A 21749-nucleotide genomic window follows, 5' to 3' on the forward strand; every position below is an offset into this window, starting at 1 on the left:
TGAAGATAATTCCGAAAGCGTTTACAAAAAGAAACATATAGACATTTATTTTTGTGAATTCAATTCACGAGAGGAGACCGGACATGCTATTGACCGAGAAAATGAAGCAAGACCTGTTCTCTAAATCAGAACGGGCCGTCATCGACTATTTGTTCGTCGAGCGGGAGCGGATCCACGACAAGACGATGAAACAAATCGCCGAGGCGACGTATACGCACCCATCGATGTTAAGTCGCATCGCTACGAAACTGGAGTTTGCGGGTTGGCTCGAGTTGAAGGAACAGTTTTTGGAGGAAATCGAGTATTTGAATCGTCACTTCTCGGATATCGATGCCAATGAGCCATTCTCGGCTAAGGATAACTTGATGGTTGTGGCGAACAAGCTGGCGGCCCTCAAACAGATGACGATCGAGGACACGCTGTCGTTGCTCGATCATGAGGCATACGAGCAGGCCGTAACGATGTTGAGTGAAGCGCGCCATATCAAGGTCTTTTCTGTCATCCATAATTTGTTGCTTTGTCACGACTTCAAGTCAAAGATGAACCGGATCGGCAAACAAGTCAGCCTCTGTGAATTCGATGCCGAATTCGAGGCGGCCAACTCGGACGAAACGACGTGTGCGCTCCTGATCTCCTATACGGGAGAAAGTGATTATACGGTCGGACTTATTCCTTACTTAAAGAAACAACGTGTGCCGGTGCTCGCCTTGACGAGTCTAGGGGAGAATGCCATCTCGAACCAGGCGGATTGTACGCTCCGTTTGACGACCCGTGAGCGCCTCTATTCGAAAATCGGGAGCTTCACGACGAACGATTCGATTCATTGCTTGCTCGACCTGTTGTACGCTGGTGTGTTCTCGACAGACTATGAGGCGAACATGGCTTACAAAGTGCAAATCTCGAAACGGTTCGACCATCGTAAAAGTTCGAGTGAGGTCATGCAGGAAGACTGAAAACACCCCTTCGAGCGAAGGGGTGTTTGTTTAATCGAGCGAACGCAAGAGCGCGCGCACCGGACTGCCGTCTCCTTTGACGATCGGGAGTGGCACGGCGTTCAATTCGTAATCACCAGGGGCGATATGGTCGAGGACGAGTCCTTCGAGAATGTGGACCCCGTTGCGGGCGAGCGCGTGGTGCGCCGCCATCTCTTTACTGTCGATTGCGTCGACCGAAGGCAAATCGAGACCGATCAAGTAAATCCCAAGTTCGCCGAGACGGTCGGCAAGTGACGGCGTGAGTTCAGGGATGTGGCTCGGGAATTCCTGCTTGTTCGGCCAGCCGTCGGTCTTGAGAATCAACCGTTCGACGCCGGTCAAGTCAAAACCGTCCAAGTCCGTCGCTTCGATTCGTTCGTGTCCAGGGAGATGAATGACCCGGGCCGGACCGATATAGAGCCCGGGATCGAGATCGATGACGCGCTGTCCGGCGTCCTCGAAATGGAACGGGGCATCGATATGCGTTCCAGTATGCAGGCTCATCGTCACTTTCCCGACGTTGACCGAACCACTATCGGCCATCGGCCACGCGATCTCGTAACGGAACGCCGTGTCGCCTGGCCATGTCGTGATCGTGTCTTCGAGCGGTTGCGAAACATCAATCCATGTCATCGTGTTCGTCCTCCTTACAGTTTTGTCCGGACAGTCCAAAGTTCAGGGAAGAAACGGTGGTCGAGGACGCGGCGCAAGTAATTGACGCCTGACGATCCACCCGTCCCCATCTTTTGACCGATAATCCGTTCGACGGTGCTCATATGGTTGAAGCGCCACATCTGCTGCTGGCTACCGATATCGAGCAGTTTCTCTCCGAGCTCATACAAGTCCCAGTACTTGTCCACGTCCCGGTACACCTCGGCCCAAGCTGCTTCGACGCTCTCGTTCCATTCCCAGTCTTTCGTGACGTCCCGGTTGAGCACGGCGTCATCGATGGCGAGACCACGGCGATGCATTTCGCGAACGGTCATGTCATAGATGCTCGGTGCCTGTAGCGACGACTCGAGAAGCGGATATAGCTTCTCATCATGGGCGTAGACACTGAGTGTGCGCGCGTTCTTAAAGCCGAGGGCGAACTCGATTTGGCGGTTCTGGTACGATTGGAAGCCAGAAGACGAACCGAGTTTGTCGCGGAACTCCAAATACTCGGCCGGAGTCAACGTCGCGAGGACGCTCCACGACTGGATGAGCTGTTGTTGAATCTTCGAGACACGGGCGAGCATCTTGAACGAACGCTCGAGCTCTCCCGTCTCGATGGCGGTCACGGCCGCCGTCAGTTCATGCAAAATCAATTTCATCCACAGCTCACTCGTCTGATGGATGATGATGAACAGCATCTCGTCATGATGGTCCGATAAGCGGTGCTGACTCGATAAAATCGGGTCGAGTTGCAAATAGTCACCGTAAGACATGTCTTTCGAAAAGTCTGTCTGAATCGATTGCTCGACTTTGTGTTCAATCCGTTCACTCATATTGTTTCTCCTTAGGCCACGACTTCGCGGACGTTCTCGAACGCCTCGTATTCTTTGTTTTCCATAATTGTCTGTAACGTCATCACGACATCATACACATCGGTGAACGTGTTGTAGAGCGCGACCGGTGCGAGTCGGATGATGTTCGGGGCCCGGAAGTCCGGGATGACGCGATGCTGTTTGAGCGCTTTACAAATGCGGGCCGCCTCAGGGTGTTCGAGACTCAAATGGGCACCACGCTGTATCTCGTTGCGCGGGCTGCCGATAACGAAGCCGTATGGTGCGAGCACTTCGTCAATCAGTGCGGTCATATACGTCGTCAAAGCGAGCGATTTTTCGCGGATGGCGTCCATCCCGATCTCATTGAACATCTCGAGGGCACCAAGTTGCGGAGCCAGGCTCAAGACGTGCGGCGTCCCGATTTGGAACGCACCGGCGTCATCGGCCGGCGTCATCGTATGATCCATGTCGAACTGTTTATCTTTGCGTGAACCGAACCAACCGGCCAGGCCAGGCGTCGTCCCGAAGTGACGCTCGTGAACGAATAGACCGCCGACGCTGCCAGGTCCGCCATTCAAATGCTTATAGTTGCACCAGTAGGCGAAGTCGACACCCCAGTCGTGGAATGCGTGCGGGATGGCGCCGACCGAATGACAAGCGTCCAAGCCGATCAAGATGTCTCGTTCGTGTGCCGCCTTGGCGAGACGGGCCATATCGAGGATTTGTCCGCTGCGATAGAGGACGGTCGGCAAGACGATCAAGGCGATGTCGTCTGTCATCGCTGCGATGATGTCTTCTTCCTTCAAGTAGCGTCCGTCCGGGCTCGAGACTTGGACCAAATGTTCGCTCGGGTCGAGTCCGCGGAGCTCGAGTTGACTCTTCAAGGCGTAGATGTCAGATGGGAAGGTGAGCGTGTCGGCTAAAATCTTCGTCCGCTTGCCTTCCGGTTTAAAGAATGAGGCGACGAGTTGGTGCAAGTTGACCGTCGTCGACCCGGTGACCATCACTTCCTCGGCTCTGGCTCCGACGAGCGGGGCGTTAAGTGCGGCCAATTGTTCTGACAAGTTGAACCATGGGTGGCGTCCCGACATCCAGCCATCAATCCCGAGCTCTTTCCAATCGCTCAGTGATTCGAGTAACGTCCGTTCGGCCCGTTTCGATAACAGGCCGAGCGAGTTACCGTCCATATAAATACCGTCTTGCGGCAAATAAAATTCTCCCCGGTATGGTGCGAGCGAGTCGCTGGCGTCGCGTGTTTCCGCGTACGCCCGTGTGAAATCTTGAGCCATATCGTTTCCCCCTTTGACTTGCGTGTCATGCTGACAAAAGCGTAGCAATCGCCTTTGCACGTGTCAATATGGAGGGACGCATCCCCAAAAGAAAAGGCCGCCTTTGAGGCGACCCCAATTCCTATTTGATTTTACGGACATTTTCTTTGCGTAATAGACTGAACAGCGTGTACACCATCAGAATCAAGATGACGGTGAACGGGAGGGCGGAGATGAGTGAAGCGGTCTGCAATCCCTCGAGCCCGCTCGCGATCAATAGAACGGCGGCAATTCCGCCGAGCAAAATGCCCCAAACGATTCGGACAGTGAGCGGTGGATTCAAACTACCATTTGTTGTCATACTGCTGATGATGTACGTCGCCGAATCGGCTGACGTGATCAAGAAAGTAAGAATCAACAGAATCGACAAGACGGATAAAATAAAGCTGAACGGCAGTTCGGCGAACGTGACGAATAAGGCACTCGTCACATCGGCATCGACCGCTTGCGCAATCGATGTTCCTTCGAATAAGTCGAGGTGAAGGGCCGTTCCGCCGAACACAGCAATCCACAAGAGCGCGATGAACGGTGGCACGATGAGCACCCCGACGATAAACTCACGAATCGTTCGGCCGCGTGAGACGCGGGCGACGAATGCACCGACGAACGGCGACCAAGCGATGGCCCATGCCCAGTAGAAGATGGTCCAATCACGCACCCACGTCCCTTGCTGGTACGGCTGCAAACGAAGACTGTAGCGGATAAAGTTCTGTAAGTAATCCCCTAACCCGAGCGTGAACGTCTCTAAAATAAAGATGGTCGGGCCGGCAAAGAACACGAATACCATCAATACGAGCGCGGTCCCGAGGTTGATATTACTGAGCCATTTGATGCCGCGGTCGAGACCGGTCGTCGTCGAAGTCAAAAATAAGACGGTCAAAACAACGATAATCAATACTTGGACGAGCGCTGTGTTCGGCAACCCGAAGACACTGTTCAAACCACCATTGATTTGGAGCACACCGAGACCGAGTGACGTGGCGACACCCATGACGGTCGCGATGACGGCTAAAATATCAATCGTTTGATTGAGCGGCTGTTTATAAGCCCGGTCTTTAATGAGCGGAGACAGACTCGTCGAAATAAGGCCGTCCGCATTTCGGCGGAACTGGAAATACGCGATAATCAAGCCGACGATGGCGAAGACGGACCATTGGCTGACGCCCCAATGGAAGAAGGAATATGCCATGGCCAATCGAGCTCCTTCGACGGTCAGCTCGGTCGTATCCGCATACGGAGGGGTGATGAAATGGCTCATCGGTTCGGCAACGCCCCAAAAGACGAGTCCGACCCCGAAACCAGCGGAGAACAGCATCCCGATCCAAGTAAAGAACGGGTATTGCGGACGGTCCTGGTCCGTCCCGAGCCGAATCTTCCCGTATTTACTGAACGCGAGGAAGACGAGGAAGACGACGAATAAGAAGACGGCGAGTAAGTAAAACCAACCAAACGAACGGGTCGTGAAGTTGAAGATGTTCCCGGCAATCGTCGCGAACAACGTCGGACGAATCGCGCCAAACAGGACGAGGAGAGCGATGAGACTCGCCGAAATGTAGAACACGCGATTCAAGCGTGGCTTTTCAGGTGAAGTGTTCATGAGGACTCCTTTCCAAACGCACAAATTATTATTTAGGACTAATAAATATTTCCCTATTTGCGTGAAAGGAAAACGCCTATATGCCAGAATGGTGTCTTCTTTGCGTTGAGATGGATGAATTCGGGGAATGGAATGATGAGACGTGTTTGAAAGGAGATTGGAATATGAAATTGATTGCCATCGATTTAGACGGGACGTTATTGTCTCGAACTGGTGTCATCACAGAAACGAACCAAGACGCAATCCGGCGTCGCCAAGCCGAGGGAGATTTGGTCGCCATCTCTTCGGGCCGATCGATTCACGATATCGAAGAGTTGCTGCGACGGAGCAGATTGACTTGTCCAATCTTGTCCGGGAACGGGGCGATCGCTTTCTATGAGAACGAACGCATTTATTACCACGCGCTCCCGAAAGACGTCGTACAGGAGTTGTGGGATGTGGCCCATGAGCACGGAGCGTATGTCGAATTTTATACGAATGCCGGGGTGAAAGTACTCCGTTCGGGTACCGATTTACTGAAGGGCGAGTTGGATGAGGTGTTGCCGCACGACCAATCGTTCTCACGGGAATGGGGCGAGCGGGAGATTGAAATTCAAAACGAACAGTTCGGGCTGACATATGTTGATGCGATCGAGGACATCGACTTTGAGGCCGACGAAGTGTACAAAGTCTTTGTCTATTCGTTCGATCGGCGCAAACTGCACGAGCTCCGGAAACTGTATGAGCCTCGGACCGACATTTTGATCACGACGGCAGGCTGGACAAAAATCGAGATCGGTCATCCGAATGCGAGCAAAGGGATGGCCTTGACGCAGTTGGCAGAGCATCACGGCATTCCACAAGCGGATATTGTGGCCATCGGGGACAATTTGAACGACATCTCGATGTTCGAAGTGGCGGAAACGAGGATTGCGATGGGGAACGCCGTCGATCCGTTGAAAGACATCAGCACCCATATCACGAAGGATGTTGAGGATGATGGCGTCGCCTATGCGCTCGACCATTATATCGACGACTAAATTTTGGAGAAATGGTGAACAGGGATTCGATGTCACGTAAAACGGTTAATGTATTAGTGTAGTCCTCATTCAACGTGTTGAGCTGAAAGGGGGCAACGGATGAAACGAAGATTCAATCGTTGTTTGACTGAGGCCGGCTCGGTGAAACGAGAGACAAGTTGGTTGAAAGACCGGCGGACTAGGTGATCTCCTGATTCAAACTGTCGTCCACCTGACCTCGAGCGAGAGGTGAGGGGCAGACAAAAAGGATATGTGGGAGGCAAAACGTCTAGGAAGCTCGGTGTTTCAAAACAGGTGGGCATGATGAGGTTCATGATGGATTTCAACCTTATTACGTCGAAACGCAGTCATGGCCGTTTTGGAGGCAATGTCTCTGTGTAGGGCCAGATTGATGTTCAGACGAACGAACGCTCCGAAATCGCGTTCTGAACCGCGTCCATTTTCTAGCACGTATCGATTGATTGCATGGGACGGTCGGCCGGGAACTTTCTCGGTCGGGTGAAAGTCCGCTCTACTAGAAACGCTCACCGTTAAGCGCCACAGACGTGGCGCTTTTTCTTATGGGGCGAACGTGGCGACCCGGTCCGGTTGTTTGCCATCTGCTCGTTCAAACTTCACACGATGGCCGTCTGCGGCCTGTTCGACCTGAAACGTGTAAGCGGCGTCGGGTTCGTCTTCGAACGTCAAATCATAGACGTAACCGCTTAAGGAAAGGGTACCGTCAATCGAATAGGTTTCCGCCGAAATGTTATAATGAGTCGCAAGGTACTGCTCTAAGGCACGTTCGCGTTCCTCAATTTCGGTCGAGTAGCGGACGTAGAGGAAAGTGGCGAGCGTGATTGTGACGACGAGGGTGAATCGGAGAATCGTCTCCCAGTTTCGTTTTGGCATGAACGCGTCTCCTTTCCATATCTGGAAATAAGAATTTCAAAATATTTTACGAAAAATTCTGACAAATTACAAGAAAAAAATTATAGAGGAGTGACGACATGCCGAAAATATATTGGCTCGGGACGTTCGTGAGCGGATTGATCCTCATGATGATGGGGGAAACGGGCGCTGTCCCACGTATCGTGCCCTATTTTTTGATGGCGCTTGGCGTGACGGGCTTTCTTGTCCAAGCTTGGTTCGAACAAAAACGACGCCGCTAAGGGCGTCGTTTTTGATTAAATCGATTCGAGCAACTGATTCAACAATGTGTCGATGTCTGCTTGGAGCGCATCGGCTTGTTGCTGCAACGTCATTAATTCTTTTAAATCGTTCGTCTCACTCATCTGGTGCAGGAGTGCTTGATGTGATGCTTCGAGCTCGGTCAGGCGAGCTTCATCAACTGAGGTGTCGCGAGTCGTTTCTTGCTTCGGTTTCACGAGTTTCGGTTTAGGAACGACGACCTCTGCGTTCATTTCATGTTGCCGTTTTTCGAGCGCATACGACACGTTTCCCGGGAAATGTGTCGCTGTCCCATCAAGCCAATACGTAATCGGGAACAGCTTGTTCAAGAAGTAGCGATCGTGTGAGACGGCGACGAGCGTGCCGGTAAAGCGGTCGAGTGCGTCTTCGAGTGCCTCACGCGCTTCGATGTCGAGATGGTTCGTCGGTTCGTCTAACACGAGCACGTTGATGTCCTCGTGCATGAGGATGGCGAGCATGAGCCGCATCTTCTCACCGCCGCTCAAATCTTTGACCGGTTTGAAGACGCTCGCGCCATAGAAGAGGAACTGGGCCAGCAATTGACGGGCCTTCCCTTCATCGACAGCGATGCGGTCACGGAACGCCTCGATGAGCCGATGGGAGTCATCAAAGTCGATGTGTTGGGACAAGTAGCCGATTTGGGCCCGTTCCGCTCGTCGCACCTCGCCTGTCGCCGGTTCGAGGTGACCCAGCAACACTTTCAACAGGGTCGACTTGCCGCTCCCATTTGGGCCGACGATGGCGATGCGTTCGCCATGACCGGCGTAGAACGAGACGTGTTCGAAGACGGTCCGGTCGTAAGTGACCGTCACGTCGGTCGCCTCGAACACATCGCGTCCGGTCCGCCCCTGAGCTGTGAACTGAATGTCCGGTTGAACGGCCTCGAGTCGTGGTTTTTTGATCGTCTCGATGCGGGCGAGCGCTTTCTCCATCGATTTGGCGCGCCGATAAAACTTCTCGTTCGGTGGAATGCCTTCGTTCGCCCACTGTCTTAGCTGTCGAATCGTTTCCTTCATCTTCTTGATTTTCTTTTGTTGCTCCGTATAGGCATGGAATTGATCGAGCAACTTCTTTTCTTTTTGGGCGACGAACGCGCTGTAGTTGCCATCAAAACTAGCCAACTCCCCGTCCTCACATTCGACGATGCGTGTGGCGACGGCGTCGAGAAACACGCGGTCGTGTGAGACGAGGAGAAGCGTGGACGGACTGTCACGCAGGAATGACTCGAGCCAAGTCATCGCTTCTAAATCGAGATGGTTCGTCGGTTCGTCGAGGATGAGCAGTTCCGGCTCTTGGAGCAACGCCAAGGCGAGCCCGACTTTGGTCCGTTCTCCGCCGCTGAGTGTGTCGAATGGGCGGTCGACGAAACTTGTGAGCCGTAATCCATCGATCATCGCATTCACTTTCGAATCGATGGCATAGCCGCCGCCGTTCTCATAGCGCATCTGCAGGGCGCCGTACGTCTCGAGGAGTGAGTCGATGTCGTCACTTGAGATCATCTGTTCCTCGAGTCGTCGCATCTCGTCACCGAGTCTCGTCAACTCGGCGAACGCGGTATAGAGTACGTCTCGCCCTGATTTACCGGGATGGGCAGGAATCTGGGCCAAATAGCCAATCGTCAGCCGTTGTTTTCGATAGATCGTCCCTTCGTCGGGCGAATCGGCGCCGACGATGAGGTGTAGGAGTGTCGTCTTGCCGCTCCCGTTCCGTCCGACGAGCCCGATTCGCTCGCCTGCGTTTACCTGAAGATTGGCATCGATTAAGACGGCGTGGCCGCCGAATTGTTTTTGAATATGTTGTAATTCGATTAACATAGATGGTTCCTCCTAAAGTAGAGGCCTATCAAAAAAACCGAGCGCAAAGAAGCGCTCGGCAAGAAAGAGAGGCGCTTTGTCGTATTTCAGCAATGTCTAAAAAAGGACAGACGGGTCCTGTGGTTACGCGACATCGTGAAAAATCGCACGCAAAATGTACAAATGTTCTGTTGACCAGTGCGTACGTCCGACAAAGTTCACCTTTCTCCCTCCTTTCAATCATCATTAGAGTTATTGTAAGCGATTTCGGTCAGTTCGACAACTAGAGAGACAGGAATTTCAGGAAACGGTGTCGTATTGTTTAGGCATCAGAAAGGAGAGACGCTATGCGCAAGGAATGGCTCGGTGCTATCAGTTTAACGCTCGCCGCCAGCATTTGGGGCGGGATGTACGTCGTCAGTAAGTATGCGCTCGGCTATATCGAACCGTTCACGCTCGTCTGGATGCGCTACGCCGTCGCTTTTGTCGTTCTGTTTATAATGTGGTGGGCGTTCGGACGCGAGCAGATTGCCAGGGGCGCCTGGAAGTGGATCGCGCTCGTCGGAGTCGTCGGCTATGTCGCCTCGATTTCATTTCAATTCATCGGCACGAAACTCTCAGATGCCCATACCGGATCGCTTGTGACGGCGGCGACGCCGGCGTTCATGGTAATCTTCGCCCGATTGATCTTGAAAGAGCGGCTCACACCTGTCAAAATCGGGTCACTTCTGTTGGCGACGCTCGGGGTCATCATCGTCGTCGGCTGGCACGTCGAAGGTACGTATTTCATCGGTAGCCTCGTCTTGGTCGGTGCCGCCATCACGTGGGCGCTCATGTCCATCTATGTGAAAATCGCTTCCGAGACGATGTCGTCGTTAACGATCACGACGTTCGCTATCGGCATCGCCTTCGTATTGATGACGCCGCTCATGGGAATGGAAGTGGCCTCATCCGGTTTACCGGATATGACCACGGTATTGTGGCTCAGCGTGTTATACGTTGGCATCATTTCGACGGCCGGGGCGTTCTTCTTTTGGAACAAAGGAATCGAACTCATGGATGCGAGCGTCGGGTCGCTGTTTTTCTTCTTCCAACCGCTCGTCGGGGGTTACCTCGGCTGGCTCGTCCTCGACGAACGGCTCGACCGCAACTTCTTCATCGGTGCCGCCTGCATCATCACGGCCGTCACTTGGTCGACACTCGCCGAACGACGGCAAAAACGGATAAGTGACGCAAGACTCACCTCAGAACGGCATATCCTATAAGTGAAGACGGTCGACCCAATAAGGGCCGACCGTCTTTTCAAAATCCGTGATGATCGAGTTTGTCTTCGTCGCGCTTCATTTCGAGCTCGAGCCGCTGGATGGCGAGCTTTTCTTGTTCGACTTTGAGTCGAAGTTCCTCGACACGAACCTTTTGCCTCTTGTTGAAGCTGTCCGCGGCGATGGACACGACGACGATAATCATAATGTAGAAAAAGAAATCCATTTGTTTTCCTCCTCTTAGCGTGAGCTGAACAAATCTGTCACCATCTGTTGTGTGAGGAGCGCCTCACGACCGTCCGTCATGATGGCCGTATCGTCGGTCAACGCCGAGATGAAGTGGTCGATCGCTCCTTGAAAGCCTCGTTGAGTCAGGAGCGTGTCCCATGACCCGAACGTCTTCGTTGAATGGGCGCCGTGCTCGAACCGTTGAAGCGTCACCATCTCATCGACCGTCACGCGAAGTCCGTCCCGGATGGCACTCAGCCCTTCGTGATTGGTCCCGGCCTTGCGGTGCATCGATGTCGTGTGCAGTCCGTATTCGTCTTGCCAGACGTGGCGGGCGAAATGAAGCCCGTTCGCTGTGGTCTTCTCCAAATGCCCTGTGACTAGACGCAACTCGCTTCCGGTGAGATACCGGAGCGTGTCGACGACATGCAAATAGTCATCGAGCAATGTGAACTGATAGTCGTGGCCGCGCAATCCGTCCCCGCGATGCTTGACGAAGTCGAGCGTGTGGAATGGGGCTGCTTCTTTCACGTGCTGATACATCGGGGCGAAGCGGCGATTGAAGCCAACCATGAGCTTCCGGTTCGTCTGCTCGGCCAGCTCGACGAGACGTTCCGCCTGTTCGATTGTCGTAGCGAGTGGTTTATCGACATACACATCGACACCGTTTGCGAGCAGATAAGAGACGACGTCGAAATGCGTCTCGGTCGAACTGTGGACGAACGCCGCGTCGACGGCTGCCGCGAGCTCGGGCAGTCCCGTGAATGATTCCATCCGATGGGCTCGACAGATCGCCTCACGTTTGGCGACGGTTGGGGAATAGGCACCGATCAGTTCGAACGATGTGCTGTTCGTTAAAATCGGTAAGTACGCTTTCTGAGCGATGCCGCCGAGACCGACGACACCAATTTTAGGCTGACGCATATGTACCACTCCTTTTCTATCATCATAACGAAAAAAGAACCGAATGACACGTACGCGCGGTGCGTCAGGTCATTCGGTTCTTGCTTATAGGCTGGCACTGAGCACGATGTCGCCCTCTGGTGCCGTGTTACCGCGTTCGGGTTCTTTCGTGACAGCGACGGTATCCCAGTCCGTCTCCGATTCAGTCGAATCGAGCGTATAGATGACGGTCCCGTTGCCTTTAGCATCCGTCACGAACGCCCCGGTCGGAATCGAGGAGTCGTCTTTTATGAGCCAAACTTGATATACCTCGTTCGCTTCGAGCGCATCGAGTCCGTTCGTTTGGACGATGAGCTGACGCTCACCGTCCTGTTCGGCCAGATAAGCCACGCCTTCCGAATCGCCTTCGAGCGGTACCGTCTCGGTCAAGGCGATGCCGCTCGGGTCATCTTGGTTCAATAGCAGATAGCCGTTCCCGATCAAGGAGAGCATGAGTGCGGCTACGAGAGCGAGCGCTCCCCATGGCGTCTTCTGTTTTTTCTTCGATGCCGTGAATGGGGTGACCGGGGTCGGTTCGTCTGGTTTCGACGCTGTCTCCGTATCGTCTTCTGCGAACACGTTGTCGAGGATGCGTGCCTTCATCCCGCTCGGTGGTTCAGCCGGTTCAGAGAGGAACGCGACGCCGCCGACGAGGGCCTCGAGTTGTTCGAGCTCTTCTTGACACGTTTGACATGTCGCGAGATGCGCTTCAAACCGGATGCGTTCGTCTTCCGTCAAATGCTGGTTGAAATAATCAATCAATTGGTCACAAGCGTTCATCGTTCCACCTCCTTATCGATCAAATCATGGGATAGATGCCTTCGTAACTGTTTCAACGCTAATCGAATCCTTCCTTTTACGGTACCGAGCGGGATGTCGCACGCATCGGCAATCTTTTGTTGGCTGAGCCCTTGGAAATACATGAGACGGACGACTTGTTGTTGCTCGGTCGGCAGTTCGGCCATCGCCGTCTCGATTTGCGTTCGCTCTTCTTGCCATTCGACCTCGGTCTCGACGGACGGGGCCGGGGACGGGATGGCTTCAGCGTAAGACTCGTCTAGTTGCAGGTCGGGTTTTCGTTTGCGAATCAAGTCGATCGTGACATGACGGCTCATCGTGAACAGCCACGATTTGAATTTTCCTTTTGAGTGATCATATACGCCGCCGCCGCGCCACAGCTTGATGAATACTTCCTGCATCGCTTCTTCGGCGAGGTCGCGGTCTTTCGTCAACTGCATGACAAAGGCATACAGGATTCGTTCATAGCGATCATAAAGTGCCTCGAGCGCTTGTTTGTCTTTTTGCCTGACGCGCTCGTACAATTCAATATCAGTCATGGCTGTCTCCTTTATCCATAAGGGAATCCCTTGTATTGATCTAACGGATGAAACCGTGAAATGGATGCCTATTTGAGGTGACTATTTTGTGAACGGTCGTTATGTAGTCCCGTGTTTAACGGGAGCATGTCGATGTCGCGTCGCCGAGTCGGTGAAAGAGTTTCAAATTCAAGGCACTGAGCAGTCGATACGTCACGTAACTAAACAGCATTGCTGTGAGGAATGTGATGAGAAGCGCAAATCCGTTCGGGAGCCATTGTTGCCAAAATGAATATGTCCGTATGCCGAACAAAAAGGCGAAGACAAGTCCGAACCCGATCACGATTCCGCTATACTGACAGTAGTAGCGGCTTAAACGATTTTTCATGTTGCACGTCCTTTCTCCTTTTACTATACGAGAAGGGGTATGGCGACACAAGGAGGATGACGATGAAACGATTTACAAAGGAAGGACGGACGCTCATCTGTTTTGATTTCGACGAGACGTACTTCCCGCATGCTTGTTCCGCAAAGCAGTTGGAGCACTTGCGGCAACTCGAAGATTTTCTCGATCATCATTCACATCGCTTATCGACGATGTGGGTGACGGGGAGTTCGCTCGAGACGATTATGGAGAAAGTGAAGCGGGCCGAGATGCGTTACTTCCCACATCGAATCGCGGCGAGTCTCGGGACAGAGCTGTATCAAGTGACGGCGTCCGGACAACTGGAGCTTGATCCCGGTTATTCGTCACGGTTTCCCGATGATTTTTCAGACCGCGTCACCCAAGTCGTCGACAGGCTAGGGCGAACACTCACGATTGAACCACAGACGAATCTTGGCACAAGCGGCTGGATTCACAATTATTATTACTTCGGCGAGAGCGCACAGGAGCTCGAGCATATTCGTTCGAGTGCCGGTGACTTCGGAATCGCGGTCAACGTTAGTCGTTGCAACCCGCTCGCCGGGGATCCGGCAGACGCCTACGATGTTGATTTCATCCCACGAGGGGCGGGGAAAGTCGCTGCAGTCGACTACGTGTGCGACCGATATACGTTTCAAACCGAGCACGCCTACGCGTTCGGGGACAGTGGGAACGATTTAGGAATGTTGGGGTATGTCGGCAACGGCTATGTGCTTGGTAACGGGACGGAAGAAGCCAAACGAGAACATGGTCGTGTCACCGAGGGCATGTATGCGGATGGGATTCTAGAAGTGTTACATCGAGCGGTAGAGCAGACGGGTTTAAGCGCTCGCGACTAGACGTAGCGCTGCGGTCTCCACACGCTCGAACAAATGCGTTCTCAGCCGATGGGTCGTCAAATCGAGCGGCAGACGCCGTTTCCAAAGCTCGGTGAACACCTCGGATAGGACGGCCTCGGCCCAGTCGGCTCGCGTCGTCAAGCGGAGGGCGAGCGAATATAAGATGCGCTCATAGCGGTCGTACAGCAGTTCGAGCGCGGAAGTCTCGCGGTTTAACAATCGTGCGCATAAATCGTGATCGGATATGATGACATGGTGAACTCCTTTAGGAATGAGACTATCTCGGGTTAAGTTGCGGGAAAATGACGGAACCTTCTTATTTCACTTATAAGGTGAGCGTAAACGGTTACTTGCTGATTCGAGCACATTCAAAAAACACCCGAGGTCCGCGTCTAGCGGCCAGGCGGGTGTTTTTGGGTTAAAACGACGTATAACAGTGAGGGCATGTCTGGGTGTTCCCACCGGACCGTTTGAACGTTTTCTTACAGTTCGGACACGTGACGGTCTCGGTGTCTTGGCCGAACAGGCTGCCGCGGTTGAATAAGACATTTCGCAAATTTGGCAAGGCTTTGGCGGCATAAATCATGGAGATGAATAGGACGATGGCCAAAACGGCCAACATGACATATGTCATAACGGGCGTACCCCTTTCGCAAAAGATTCATTTCTTCTAGCATACGGCAAATCGCTCAAAAGCACACCTCTAGACTGGAGTTACGAACAAATGTTCGATATAATAAAGGTAACAAAAGGAGGGAGATCAGATGAGGCAAGAGGTCATGCGTTGGATGCGGAACGGACAAGTCGTAGAAATGGTGTATATCGATCGGAACGGGGTCATTTCAAAGCGACGCGTCAAACTGATGAAGCTGCAAGGCGATCGACTTGTCGCGTGGGATATACGCAAGAAGGCCCGTCGGACATTTTGTATGGAACGTGTCCTCGCCTGTCTCCCGACGATCGAACGAGATTCAGGACGAGAGGAGGGAATTGGATGACACCACTTCCGAAATGTTCGGCGCCGGCCGAACGGGCGCTCAAGGCCGCCTATATCGATACGCTCGAACAGTTGGCCACGTATACGAAGCAAGAGATTGCGGCCTTACATGGGGTCGGGCCAAGTGTGCTGCGAATCTTGGAAACCGCGCTTCATGAGCAAGGACTTCGGTTCACCGACAGCGAAATACATTCCTAGTCCCGTCCTGGACTAGGAATTTTTTGGTTGGGCGATTGCATTGCACGTAAAAAGGGAAGTAATATATTTGTCATCTCCATTACAGCCTAATATCTAGTACCATGACGATAAGGTTTGCGAACCTAGCGACACCCATGAGAAAGGAAGTACACAGCATGAGGACGAAACGTTTATCCGCCATTCTAGAAAATGAGATGGATGACATCGAACGCGATCCATGGGTGACCGGAATTGAGACAGATTCCAGAAAGGTCAGTCCAGGGAATTTATTTATCTGTATCCGCGGTTATACGGTGGACGGACATGAATTCGCTGAGGATGCCGTCTCCAAAGGAGCGGTTGCTGTCATCTCGGAATACCCGCTTGATCTTGAGGTGCCGAACCTTGTCGTCGCGGACACGAAGCGGACAGCCGGCGTGGTGGCCAGTGCCTTTTATGACCACCCCTCACATCGGATGCGTATTTACGGTGTCACCGGTACGAATGGCAAAACGACGACCGCGACATTGACATATGATCTATTTCGTCTGTCCGGACGGCCGGTCGGGATTGTCAGTACGATTGGAGCACGTTATAAAAATCAAACATTAAAAACACCAAATACGACGCCGGAAGCCGTCGTCTTACATCGTATTTTGGCCGAGATGGCGGATGCCGGCGTGACCGACTGTGTCGTCGAAGTCTCCTCGCATGCAATGATGGAAGGACGTGTCGAAGGCGTCCGATTTCACGCGGCGGCGTTCACGAACTTGACGCATGACCACTTGGATTACCATCGCTCAATGGACGAGTACGCCCGGGCCAAAGCCCGATTATTCGAACAAGTTGAAACGACAGACGGGGACGCCATTATTTTGAACGCCGAAGACCCGGCCAGTAAGACGATGGCCGCCTTTGCCCCGACCCGTCGACGTATCATGTATAGCACGCATGCCGACGTACCGGCCGATATCCAAGTCATTTGGCATGACCAAACGGTAGTCGTCAAAATGAACGCACTGACGATTGAGGCGCCGGTCCGCTTCATGGGCGCATTCAACGCCGCCAACCTGGCTGCGGCCATCGGTCTCGTCTCGACGTCGGAACTGATGTTGCGCTCCATCATCGCCAACGTGCCAGGACTCACGCTTCCAAAAGGTCGTCTCGAGCGACTTGATACGGAAGATGGCGAGATTTATATCGACTATGCCCATACGCCGGACGGACTCGAAAAATGTTTGTCGACGCTTCAGCAAGGTGAGCGAGAGCTCGTGGTCGTCTTGAGTGCGGCCGGAGACCGAGATCCGACGAAGCGGGCAGAGATGGGTCGAATCGCGAGCCGCTATTCAGACGATTTAATCGTGACAGTACATGACGTGCGGACGGAAGACCCGAGGCACATCATCGATGGATTGCTCGAAGGTGTTGATTCGAACACGCATTACGTGACGTTCGAGGAACGGCGAGATGCCTTGCGCCATGCAGCGCAACAAGCGCTCGTCGGGAAACGGATCGTCGTCGTCGGAAAAGGTCATGACCATGTCGAACGAGTCGGACAAGAGTCGATTCCGTTCAACGAATCGGACATCTTGCTCGATGAATTAAAAAAATTAAAAGGCCAAGAACCGGCCGTTTAACGAAACGATGACAGCTGTCATCGTTTTTTAATGTGTCATTTTAGGAAAAGAAGGTAATTACTCTTACTGTAACGCTATCGAAGGAGGGAACTACACATGTCAGTTTTGTACAAAGAGTTCACAAATGATGAAGAAGTCGTGACCGCCATTCAATCGATGAAAGCGAAAGGGATTGAGGACAAGCACATTTATGTCATCACCCATGACGATGACCGGACCGACCGTGTGGCCGATAATGCCGACGCGAATACGGTGACGGCATCAGACGTCGGCCTGGGGACGGCCGCGAAAAATGTATTCCGTAAAAAAGGGGACGAGCTTCGAGCCCAATTCGAACAGCTCGGCTTCTCATCGACCGAAGCGGATCAACTCGAGAAAAAATTAGACCAAGGCAAGGTGATCGTCGTCGTCAAAGACGCACCAGCCGGATTCACGTTATAATTCCACCACCATGGAGAATACAGAGACAGGGCTGAATCGATGGATTCAGCCCTGTTTGTTAGTCATGGATCCGAACGACGGTCCGGCCGCTCAGTTCGCCGCGCATCATCGCCTCAGCGTGGCGAGGGACGTCATGCAACGGAATCTCATGAATCATATGGTTGAGCACGTTAGAATCAAGCAGCTCATCCAGTCGTTCCCACGCCTTCAGACGACGTACGATGGGTTGCATGACCGAGTCGATGCCGATTAATTTGACTCCGCGCAAAATAAACGGATAAACAGTTGTTGGAAGGTCGGAACCGCCGACAAGTCCGCAAGCTGCAACGGCACCTTCATAACGCGTTTGACTCAAAATATTCGCAAGAGTGGCCCCGCCAATCGAATCGATTGCCGCGTCAAACCGCTGTCGAGCTAACGGACGAACCGCTCCCTCAAGCTCGTGTCGATCGATGACGGTGTCAACGCCAAGTGCTTGCAAGTAAGGGGAGTCTGTCTTTCCTGTGGATGCGATGACGTGATAGCCAAGTTTATGAAGTAAGATAATCGAAAAACTGCCTACGCCTCCAGTTGCACCTGTTACTAGCACTTCTTCCCCTGGTCGAACGCCAGCGGACTCAAGCGCATCGATTGAAAGCATGGCTGTCAATCCAGGTGTCCCGATTGTGATGGCATCACGCATGTCCATACCTTTAGGCAGTTTTACAAGCCAGTTTCCGGGAACTTGTGCAAATTGACTGAATCCGCCGAAATGTCGTTCGCCGATCCCGAAACCGGTGGCGATGACTTCATCGCCGGCTTTGAAGTCGAGATGATCGGACTCGACGACCTTGCCGACAAATTCACATCCAGGGATGAACGGGTATTGATTAATGATTTTTCCGGGTTCGGTAAGACCGAGGGCGTCCTTATAATTGAGTGCGGAATAATGGACCTCGACGAGGACGTTACCGTCTTCTTCTTTTGGAAGTGCGTCGAGTTTGACGTCCGTCACCTTGGCGTGAAGATGGTCATCCGTCTTGTCGAGGACGAGTGCTTGAAATGATTCGTTCATGGTCAATTGGCCCCTTTCGCTGATACGTATTCTATTCCTTTGTTATGATTCCCTACCTGCCAAAATATATACACGAATGTTTCGTTCTAACAGGGAGTGGAATGGTACAATGAAAGAGATTCAACTAGAGTGAGGAGGAATGAAGCATGCGGCACGACGACTATGAGTTTGATGAAGAAGTAGAAGAAGGCGAATTGTTTAACGTATACGACATTCTGCCACCGGATGGTACCATTCTTGAGATGGCAACGGCCGAAGAGATGGTACGTGCGGCGGAACTCGAGGCGACACATAATGCGCTCGAGCGAATCCAAGACTCAAACTTTCAGTTGTCAGGGGTAACCTTTAAAGAGTTGCTGGCAGAGTTCGAACGATACGAGCAAGAATCGATGGAATTCTGGACAGGCGTTTATAGCCGATTGCGCATTCCATGGGCATGGACGATTCGAATCGATGTGGCCAACGGTCCGATTCACGTCGTCAATGACCGCGACATCTTTATCGATGAAGCGGACTTCGAAGAGTATGATTTCGAGGAATATGCTGATGATGATTACGAAGAAGAAGACAATCAATGAATCCAAAAACGTCTTTCCCTTATTCGGGGAAAGACGTTTTTTTGCTGTCGAGGAGAGCAACACGGATGCGCGTTACTTCTGTCGCTCCGAACCAAAGCCCGACGCTACATAAGATGGCGACACCGCTCACCATCGCTCCGACAATCGCCGTGTCCCCAATCATCGTGAACGACAATCCGAGACTGAACAAGCCGAAAAATAATAATCCTCCTGCAATCGTCTTCATGACTTAGCCACCCTTTCTCATTTCATCTGTTTCTAGTGTAGGCGGTTGAACCTAAAAAGGGTGGCTGAATTTTATACCAGGTGAAAAATCAGTCTAGGTCATACACCGAATACGTCTTGCCATTCTCGAACGGCTCGTCTAGCAAGTGTTTCGCCAAAATGCGGGCAACCGTCTCAGGGGTGCGCAATCGTCCTTCCGTCACATAGGAGCGGAACTGTTCAACGTCACGGAACGCGTCTTCTGACGAGGTCCGAATGCTTTCCTGCATCGCGGTGTCCATGACGCCTGGATTGAACAAGGCGACCTTGTCGTCCGTCCCGGTCAATTCAAGGGCGACCGTCTCCGTGAAATGGTCGAGCCCGGCTTTCGTCGCACAATAGGCGCTCCAGCCCGAGATGGGGCGCTTGGCGGCCCCTGAGGTCACATGGATGAGCGAGACGGGCAAGTCGTACGCGAGCACCGCGTTCGTCAAGAGCATCGGGGCGAGCAGGTTGGCTTGGACGTGGGCGATAAGCTGCGCATCATCCACTTGACCGGCCCGGTGAATCGGTTCAATCAACGCCGCATTTTGGACGACGAGCAAGGACGTTGCCGTCTCGATGAGCGGCTTCATCTGTCCAATCGCGGCCAGTGTGCTTGTCGGATCGGCTAAGTCGACCTTGACGTGACGGAACGAGGCATCGGTCGCCTGCGTCCGTGAAAAATTGACGACCTCATAATCACGCTTCAATAATTCCTCGGCGATGGCACGGCCGAGGCCGCGCGATGCACCGGTCACAATAGCTAGTTTCATGGCAGTTCCTCCTATTCGTGAATCGTCTTCCGATATCCGTAAAACGGACGGAAATTCAATTTCTCGTAATACGTGTGGGATGAAGCGCTCGCGAGCATCTCGAGGCGCGTTTCGGGGTAGAGCGCATGCACGTGTGACAGCAGTCGCTCGCCAATCCCGAGGCGACGGTGCGAGGCCGCGATGAGCAGTTCGCACACGTACAGGCTCACGGTCGTGTCGGTCAATCCACGCAAGTAGGCGATCACCTGTCCTTCTGACTCGACGACATAGGCGACGTTCGATTGCCGCCACGCCTGTTTCGTCAACTCGTGTTGTCGGACGAGTTGACTCCAACCTTCCGCTTCATTCAACGCTTGAATCTGTTCGAAGTCACGTTCTTCGTATGGGCGGATATTCAAGAAGACACACCTGCTTTCTGTTCGATGACTTTCATGAGGTCGAACGCCCCGTCTGACTCGTTCGAACAGACGACCGAGACGATGTCTGTGGCCGGGTAGTAAGCAGAATGAAAACTGACGCCGGGGTCATAACCCATGACATGATATTTGAAGACGTGTCGATTCGCGTCCAATTGAATCCACAGACCGTAGCCATAATGTACGCCTTTGTCGTTTACCTTCACATGAGGAGTCAGCAGTCGTGATGTCATCTCCTCATCAAGTAGGCGATGAGCGAGCAGGGCGTTCCAAAGTTTGGCCATATCTTGTGCCGTCACGAACGCACCGCCGTCCGCGCCGCCTTTTATGGGAATCGAATAGTGGTTCGTCCGCCAAGAGCCGTCCGCGTGGTCGATATACCCGAGCGCCGTGTGCGCTGGTAAGGCATCGAGGGAGAAGTACCCCGAATCGGTCATGTCGGCCGGTTTGAACACGAATCGTTCGATATAGTCCGAGAACGTCAACCTGCTCGCTTGTTCGATGATGAGGCCGAGCAGGATATACCCGGCATTATTGTATTGGAACATGCCCTGTTCTTGTCGCATCGGTTCGTGCTGGAACATCGGGAGAAAGTCACGTAGCTGCCTGATGTGATACATTGGACGCTGTCGCCACAATTCCTCGAAATCGTCCATGACAGACTCGTCGAAATAGTCGGGGATGCCGGACGTGTGGGTGAGCAACTGTTCAACTGTCACGGCTGGGTCAAATCGGGGGAAGTCGATGTCCAAACTCTCGCGGAGTGTCGACGTAAACGACAATTTTCCTTGTTCGACGAGCTGGCAGATGGCAATCGCTGTGAACAGCTTACAGCCCGAAGCGATGCCGAAGCGGGTCGACGTTTGATTTTCGATTTGTTCGGCCCGATTCGCGTAGCCTTGCTGAAGTTCGAACAGGATGTCGTCTTGTCGCATGACGAGCGCCGATCCAGAAAAAGTAGATGAAACTTCATAGCGTGACCAGTCAGGACTCATGGTTGACCTCCAACTTCTAATTTTAAGTTTAAGTT

The 21749-nt window shown here is 52.8% G+C and carries 28 protein-coding genes; 10 read left to right on the forward strand and 18 right to left on the reverse strand.

The annotated features are described in order from the left end of the window. Positions 1–83: 83 nt before the first annotated feature. Positions 84–953 carry a MurR/RpiR family transcriptional regulator gene (locus FED52_RS01275; RefSeq protein WP_034779583.1) on the forward strand — a complete coding sequence of 290 codons (870 nt, stop codon included), beginning with the start codon at positions 84–86 and terminating at the stop codon, positions 951–953. Positions 954–983: 30 nt separating this feature from the next. Here the strand turns inward: FED52_RS01275 and kynB are convergent, their stop codons facing one another. From kynB to FED52_RS01295, 4 genes are all read right to left on the reverse strand, one after another. After that, a complete protein-coding gene (kynB, locus tag FED52_RS01280) occupies positions 984–1607 on the reverse strand; it encodes an arylformamidase (RefSeq protein ID WP_138858641.1) in 624 nt (207 codons plus the stop codon). 14 nt (positions 1608–1621) lie between these two features. After that, entirely contained in the window at positions 1622–2461 is an 840-nt protein-coding gene (kynA, locus tag FED52_RS01285; protein WP_138858642.1) for a tryptophan 2,3-dioxygenase, read from the reverse strand. A gap of 11 nt (positions 2462–2472) precedes the next feature. After that, on the reverse strand, positions 2473–3750 hold the full coding sequence (kynU, locus tag FED52_RS01290; RefSeq protein WP_138858643.1) for a kynureninase: 1278 nt from the start codon (positions 3748–3750) through the stop codon (positions 2473–2475). Between the two features lie 121 nt (positions 3751–3871). After that, positions 3872–5386: a BCCT family transporter gene (locus FED52_RS01295; protein WP_138858644.1), complete on the reverse strand. Its 1515-nt coding sequence runs from the start codon at positions 5384–5386 to the stop codon at positions 3872–3874. A gap of 164 nt (positions 5387–5550) precedes the next feature. On the opposite strand from FED52_RS01295, the gene FED52_RS01300 reads away from it, so the two are divergent. Beyond that, positions 5551–6405, forward strand: coding sequence for an HAD family hydrolase (locus tag FED52_RS01300; RefSeq protein ID WP_138858645.1), 855 nt, complete (start codon positions 5551–5553; stop codon positions 6403–6405). 558 nt (positions 6406–6963) lie between these two features. On the opposite strand, the gene FED52_RS01305 is transcribed toward FED52_RS01300, so the two are convergent. Then, positions 6964–7296, reverse strand: coding sequence for a hypothetical protein (locus FED52_RS01305; protein WP_138858646.1), 333 nt, complete (start codon positions 7294–7296; stop codon positions 6964–6966). A 98-nt stretch (positions 7297–7394) separates the two neighbouring features. Here FED52_RS01305 and FED52_RS13805 point away from each other — a divergent pair, with 98 nt between their 5' ends. After that, on the forward strand, positions 7395–7556 hold the full coding sequence (locus FED52_RS13805) for a hypothetical protein (RefSeq protein WP_034779568.1): 162 nt from the start codon (positions 7395–7397) through the stop codon (positions 7554–7556). A 15-nt stretch (positions 7557–7571) separates the two neighbouring features. On the opposite strand, the gene abc-f is transcribed toward FED52_RS13805, so the two are convergent. Further along, complete coding sequence (gene abc-f, locus FED52_RS01310) at positions 7572–9410, reverse strand: ribosomal protection-like ABC-F family protein (protein ID WP_138858647.1); 1839 nt, start codon at positions 9408–9410, stop codon at positions 7572–7574. Between the two features lie 326 nt (positions 9411–9736). Here abc-f and FED52_RS01315 point away from each other — a divergent pair, with 326 nt between their 5' ends. Then, positions 9737–10654, forward strand: coding sequence for a DMT family transporter (locus FED52_RS01315; RefSeq protein ID WP_138858648.1), 918 nt, complete (start codon positions 9737–9739; stop codon positions 10652–10654). A 37-nt stretch (positions 10655–10691) separates the two neighbouring features. Here the strand turns inward: FED52_RS01315 and FED52_RS01320 are convergent, their stop codons facing one another. From FED52_RS01320 to FED52_RS13810, 5 genes are all read right to left on the reverse strand, one after another. Next, the gene (locus tag FED52_RS01320; RefSeq protein WP_138858649.1) at positions 10692–10877 is read right to left on the reverse strand and encodes a hypothetical protein; all 186 of its coding nucleotides are present in this window, start codon (positions 10875–10877) and stop codon (positions 10692–10694) included. A 14-nt stretch (positions 10878–10891) separates the two neighbouring features. After that, positions 10892–11803, reverse strand: a complete 912-nt coding sequence (locus tag FED52_RS01325) for a Gfo/Idh/MocA family protein (protein ID WP_138858650.1) — start codon at positions 11801–11803, stop codon at positions 10892–10894. A gap of 84 nt (positions 11804–11887) precedes the next feature. Beyond that, the gene (locus FED52_RS01330; protein WP_138858651.1) at positions 11888–12601 is read right to left on the reverse strand and encodes an anti-sigma factor; all 714 of its coding nucleotides are present in this window, start codon (positions 12599–12601) and stop codon (positions 11888–11890) included. Then, positions 12598–13158 (reverse strand): RNA polymerase sigma factor, encoded by a 561-nt coding sequence (locus FED52_RS01335; RefSeq protein WP_138858652.1) that lies wholly within the window; start codon positions 13156–13158, stop codon positions 12598–12600. Before FED52_RS01335 ends, FED52_RS01330 begins: the two co-directional genes overlap by 4 nt. Before the next feature lie 115 nt (positions 13159–13273). Continuing rightward, on the reverse strand, positions 13274–13525 hold the full coding sequence (locus FED52_RS13810; protein WP_029594531.1) for a hypothetical protein: 252 nt from the start codon (positions 13523–13525) through the stop codon (positions 13274–13276). Positions 13526–13587: 62 nt separating this feature from the next. On the opposite strand from FED52_RS13810, the gene FED52_RS01340 reads away from it, so the two are divergent. Next, entirely contained in the window at positions 13588–14400 is an 813-nt protein-coding gene (locus FED52_RS01340) for an HAD family hydrolase (protein ID WP_167491729.1), read from the forward strand. On the opposite strand, the gene FED52_RS01345 is transcribed toward FED52_RS01340, so the two are convergent. Then, complete coding sequence (locus tag FED52_RS01345) at positions 14383–14619, reverse strand: sigma factor (RefSeq protein ID WP_167491731.1); 237 nt, start codon at positions 14617–14619, stop codon at positions 14383–14385. The genes FED52_RS01340 and FED52_RS01345 overlap by 18 nt on opposite strands. Positions 14620–14818: 199 nt before the next feature. Continuing rightward, positions 14819–15034 (reverse strand): hypothetical protein, encoded by a 216-nt coding sequence (locus FED52_RS01350; RefSeq protein ID WP_235420224.1) that lies wholly within the window; start codon positions 15032–15034, stop codon positions 14819–14821. A gap of 130 nt (positions 15035–15164) precedes the next feature. Between FED52_RS01350 and FED52_RS01355 the strand changes: the two genes are divergently transcribed. The 4 genes from FED52_RS01355 (at position 15165) to FED52_RS01370 (ending at position 17652) form a co-directional block, all read left to right on the forward strand. Next, positions 15165–15398 carry a hypothetical protein gene (locus FED52_RS01355; RefSeq protein ID WP_029594535.1) on the forward strand — a complete coding sequence of 78 codons (234 nt, stop codon included), beginning with the start codon at positions 15165–15167 and terminating at the stop codon, positions 15396–15398. Beyond that, positions 15395–15595, forward strand: a complete 201-nt coding sequence (locus FED52_RS01360) for a helix-hairpin-helix domain-containing protein (protein WP_029594536.1) — start codon at positions 15395–15397, stop codon at positions 15593–15595. The genes FED52_RS01355 and FED52_RS01360 overlap by 4 nt, the downstream gene beginning before the upstream one ends. A 155-nt stretch (positions 15596–15750) precedes the next feature. Further along, positions 15751–17211: a UDP-N-acetylmuramoyl-L-alanyl-D-glutamate--2,6-diaminopimelate ligase gene (locus FED52_RS01365; protein WP_138858655.1), complete on the forward strand. Its 1461-nt coding sequence runs from the start codon at positions 15751–15753 to the stop codon at positions 17209–17211. 96 nt (positions 17212–17307) lie between these two features. Further along, positions 17308–17652, forward strand: a complete 345-nt coding sequence (locus tag FED52_RS01370) for a YflT domain-containing protein (RefSeq protein WP_034779525.1) — start codon at positions 17308–17310, stop codon at positions 17650–17652. A 58-nt stretch (positions 17653–17710) separates the two neighbouring features. Here FED52_RS01370 and FED52_RS01375 read toward each other — a convergent pair whose 3' ends face one another. After that, positions 17711–18706, reverse strand: coding sequence for an MDR family oxidoreductase (locus FED52_RS01375; RefSeq protein WP_138858656.1), 996 nt, complete (start codon positions 18704–18706; stop codon positions 17711–17713). 146 nt (positions 18707–18852) lie between these two features. Here FED52_RS01375 and FED52_RS01380 point away from each other — a divergent pair, with 146 nt between their 5' ends. Then, positions 18853–19284 carry a hypothetical protein gene (locus FED52_RS01380; RefSeq protein ID WP_034779522.1) on the forward strand — a complete coding sequence of 144 codons (432 nt, stop codon included), beginning with the start codon at positions 18853–18855 and terminating at the stop codon, positions 19282–19284. A gap of 19 nt (positions 19285–19303) precedes the next feature. Here FED52_RS01380 and FED52_RS01385 read toward each other — a convergent pair whose 3' ends face one another. The 4 genes from FED52_RS01385 to FED52_RS01400 form a co-directional block, all read right to left on the reverse strand. Next, positions 19304–19510, reverse strand: coding sequence for a hypothetical protein (locus FED52_RS01385; RefSeq protein ID WP_034779520.1), 207 nt, complete (start codon positions 19508–19510; stop codon positions 19304–19306). An 88-nt stretch (positions 19511–19598) separates the two neighbouring features. After that, positions 19599–20303, reverse strand: coding sequence for an SDR family NAD(P)-dependent oxidoreductase (locus FED52_RS01390; protein WP_138858657.1), 705 nt, complete (start codon positions 20301–20303; stop codon positions 19599–19601). 11 nt (positions 20304–20314) lie between these two features. Beyond that, positions 20315–20701, reverse strand: coding sequence for a GNAT family N-acetyltransferase (locus FED52_RS01395; protein ID WP_138858658.1), 387 nt, complete (start codon positions 20699–20701; stop codon positions 20315–20317). Next, positions 20698–21714, reverse strand: a complete 1017-nt coding sequence (locus FED52_RS01400) for a serine hydrolase domain-containing protein (protein ID WP_138858659.1) — start codon at positions 21712–21714, stop codon at positions 20698–20700. The genes FED52_RS01395 and FED52_RS01400 overlap by 4 nt, the downstream gene beginning before the upstream one ends. Between the last annotated feature and the right edge of the window lie 35 nt (positions 21715–21749).

It is taken from the genome of Exiguobacterium mexicanum, from assembly GCF_005960665.1.
GTDB classification, from domain to species: domain Bacteria; phylum Bacillota; class Bacilli; order Exiguobacteriales; family Exiguobacteriaceae; genus Exiguobacterium; species Exiguobacterium mexicanum_A.

Coding starts and splice junctions, on each gene's coding strand:
- FED52_RS13810 (WP_029594531.1), bottom strand. CDS start 13,525: ATGAAAAATCGTTTAAGCCGCTACTACTGTCAGTATAGCGGAATCGTG.
- FED52_RS01320 (WP_138858649.1), bottom strand. CDS start 10,877: ATGGATTTCTTTTTCTACATTATGATTATCGTCGTCGTGTCCATCGCC.
- FED52_RS01330 (WP_138858651.1), bottom strand. CDS start 12,601: ATGAACGCTTGTGACCAATTGATTGATTATTTCAACCAGCATTTGACG.
- FED52_RS01385 (WP_034779520.1), bottom strand. CDS start 19,510: ATGAAGACGATTGCAGGAGGATTATTATTTTTCGGCTTGTTCAGTCTC.
- FED52_RS01300 (WP_138858645.1), top strand. CDS start 5,551: ATGAAATTGATTGCCATCGATTTAGACGGGACGTTATTGTCTCGAACT.
- FED52_RS01400 (WP_138858659.1), bottom strand. CDS start 21,714: ATGAGTCCTGACTGGTCACGCTATGAAGTTTCATCTACTTTTTCTGGA.
- kynU (WP_138858643.1), bottom strand. CDS start 3,750: ATGGCTCAAGATTTCACACGGGCGTACGCGGAAACACGCGACGCCAGC.
- FED52_RS01275 (WP_034779583.1), top strand. CDS start 84: ATGCTATTGACCGAGAAAATGAAGCAAGACCTGTTCTCTAAATCAGAA.
- FED52_RS01390 (WP_138858657.1), bottom strand. CDS start 20,303: ATGAAACTAGCTATTGTGACCGGTGCATCGCGCGGCCTCGGCCGTGCC.
- FED52_RS01365 (WP_138858655.1), top strand. CDS start 15,751: ATGAGGACGAAACGTTTATCCGCCATTCTAGAAAATGAGATGGATGAC.
- FED52_RS01375 (WP_138858656.1), bottom strand. CDS start 18,706: ATGAACGAATCATTTCAAGCACTCGTCCTCGACAAGACGGATGACCAT.
- FED52_RS01305 (WP_138858646.1), bottom strand. CDS start 7,296: ATGCCAAAACGAAACTGGGAGACGATTCTCCGATTCACCCTCGTCGTC.
- FED52_RS13805 (WP_034779568.1), top strand. CDS start 7,395: ATGCCGAAAATATATTGGCTCGGGACGTTCGTGAGCGGATTGATCCTC.
- kynA (WP_138858642.1), bottom strand. CDS start 2,461: ATGAGTGAACGGATTGAACACAAAGTCGAGCAATCGATTCAGACAGAC.
- FED52_RS01380 (WP_034779522.1), top strand. CDS start 18,853: ATGCGGCACGACGACTATGAGTTTGATGAAGAAGTAGAAGAAGGCGAA.
- FED52_RS01315 (WP_138858648.1), top strand. CDS start 9,737: ATGCGCAAGGAATGGCTCGGTGCTATCAGTTTAACGCTCGCCGCCAGC.
- FED52_RS01360 (WP_029594536.1), top strand. CDS start 15,395: ATGACACCACTTCCGAAATGTTCGGCGCCGGCCGAACGGGCGCTCAAG.
- FED52_RS01325 (WP_138858650.1), bottom strand. CDS start 11,803: ATGCGTCAGCCTAAAATTGGTGTCGTCGGTCTCGGCGGCATCGCTCAG.
- FED52_RS01350 (WP_235420224.1), bottom strand. CDS start 15,034: ATGACATATGTCATGTTGGCCGTTTTGGCCATCGTCCTATTCATCTCC.
- kynB (WP_138858641.1), bottom strand. CDS start 1,607: ATGACATGGATTGATGTTTCGCAACCGCTCGAAGACACGATCACGACA.
- abc-f (WP_138858647.1), bottom strand. CDS start 9,410: ATGTTAATCGAATTACAACATATTCAAAAACAATTCGGCGGCCACGCC.
- FED52_RS01370 (WP_034779525.1), top strand. CDS start 17,308: ATGTCAGTTTTGTACAAAGAGTTCACAAATGATGAAGAAGTCGTGACC.
- FED52_RS01355 (WP_029594535.1), top strand. CDS start 15,165: ATGAGGCAAGAGGTCATGCGTTGGATGCGGAACGGACAAGTCGTAGAA.
- FED52_RS01340 (WP_167491729.1), top strand. CDS start 13,588: ATGAAACGATTTACAAAGGAAGGACGGACGCTCATCTGTTTTGATTTC.
- FED52_RS01295 (WP_138858644.1), bottom strand. CDS start 5,386: ATGAACACTTCACCTGAAAAGCCACGCTTGAATCGCGTGTTCTACATT.
- FED52_RS01335 (WP_138858652.1), bottom strand. CDS start 13,158: ATGACTGATATTGAATTGTACGAGCGCGTCAGGCAAAAAGACAAACAA.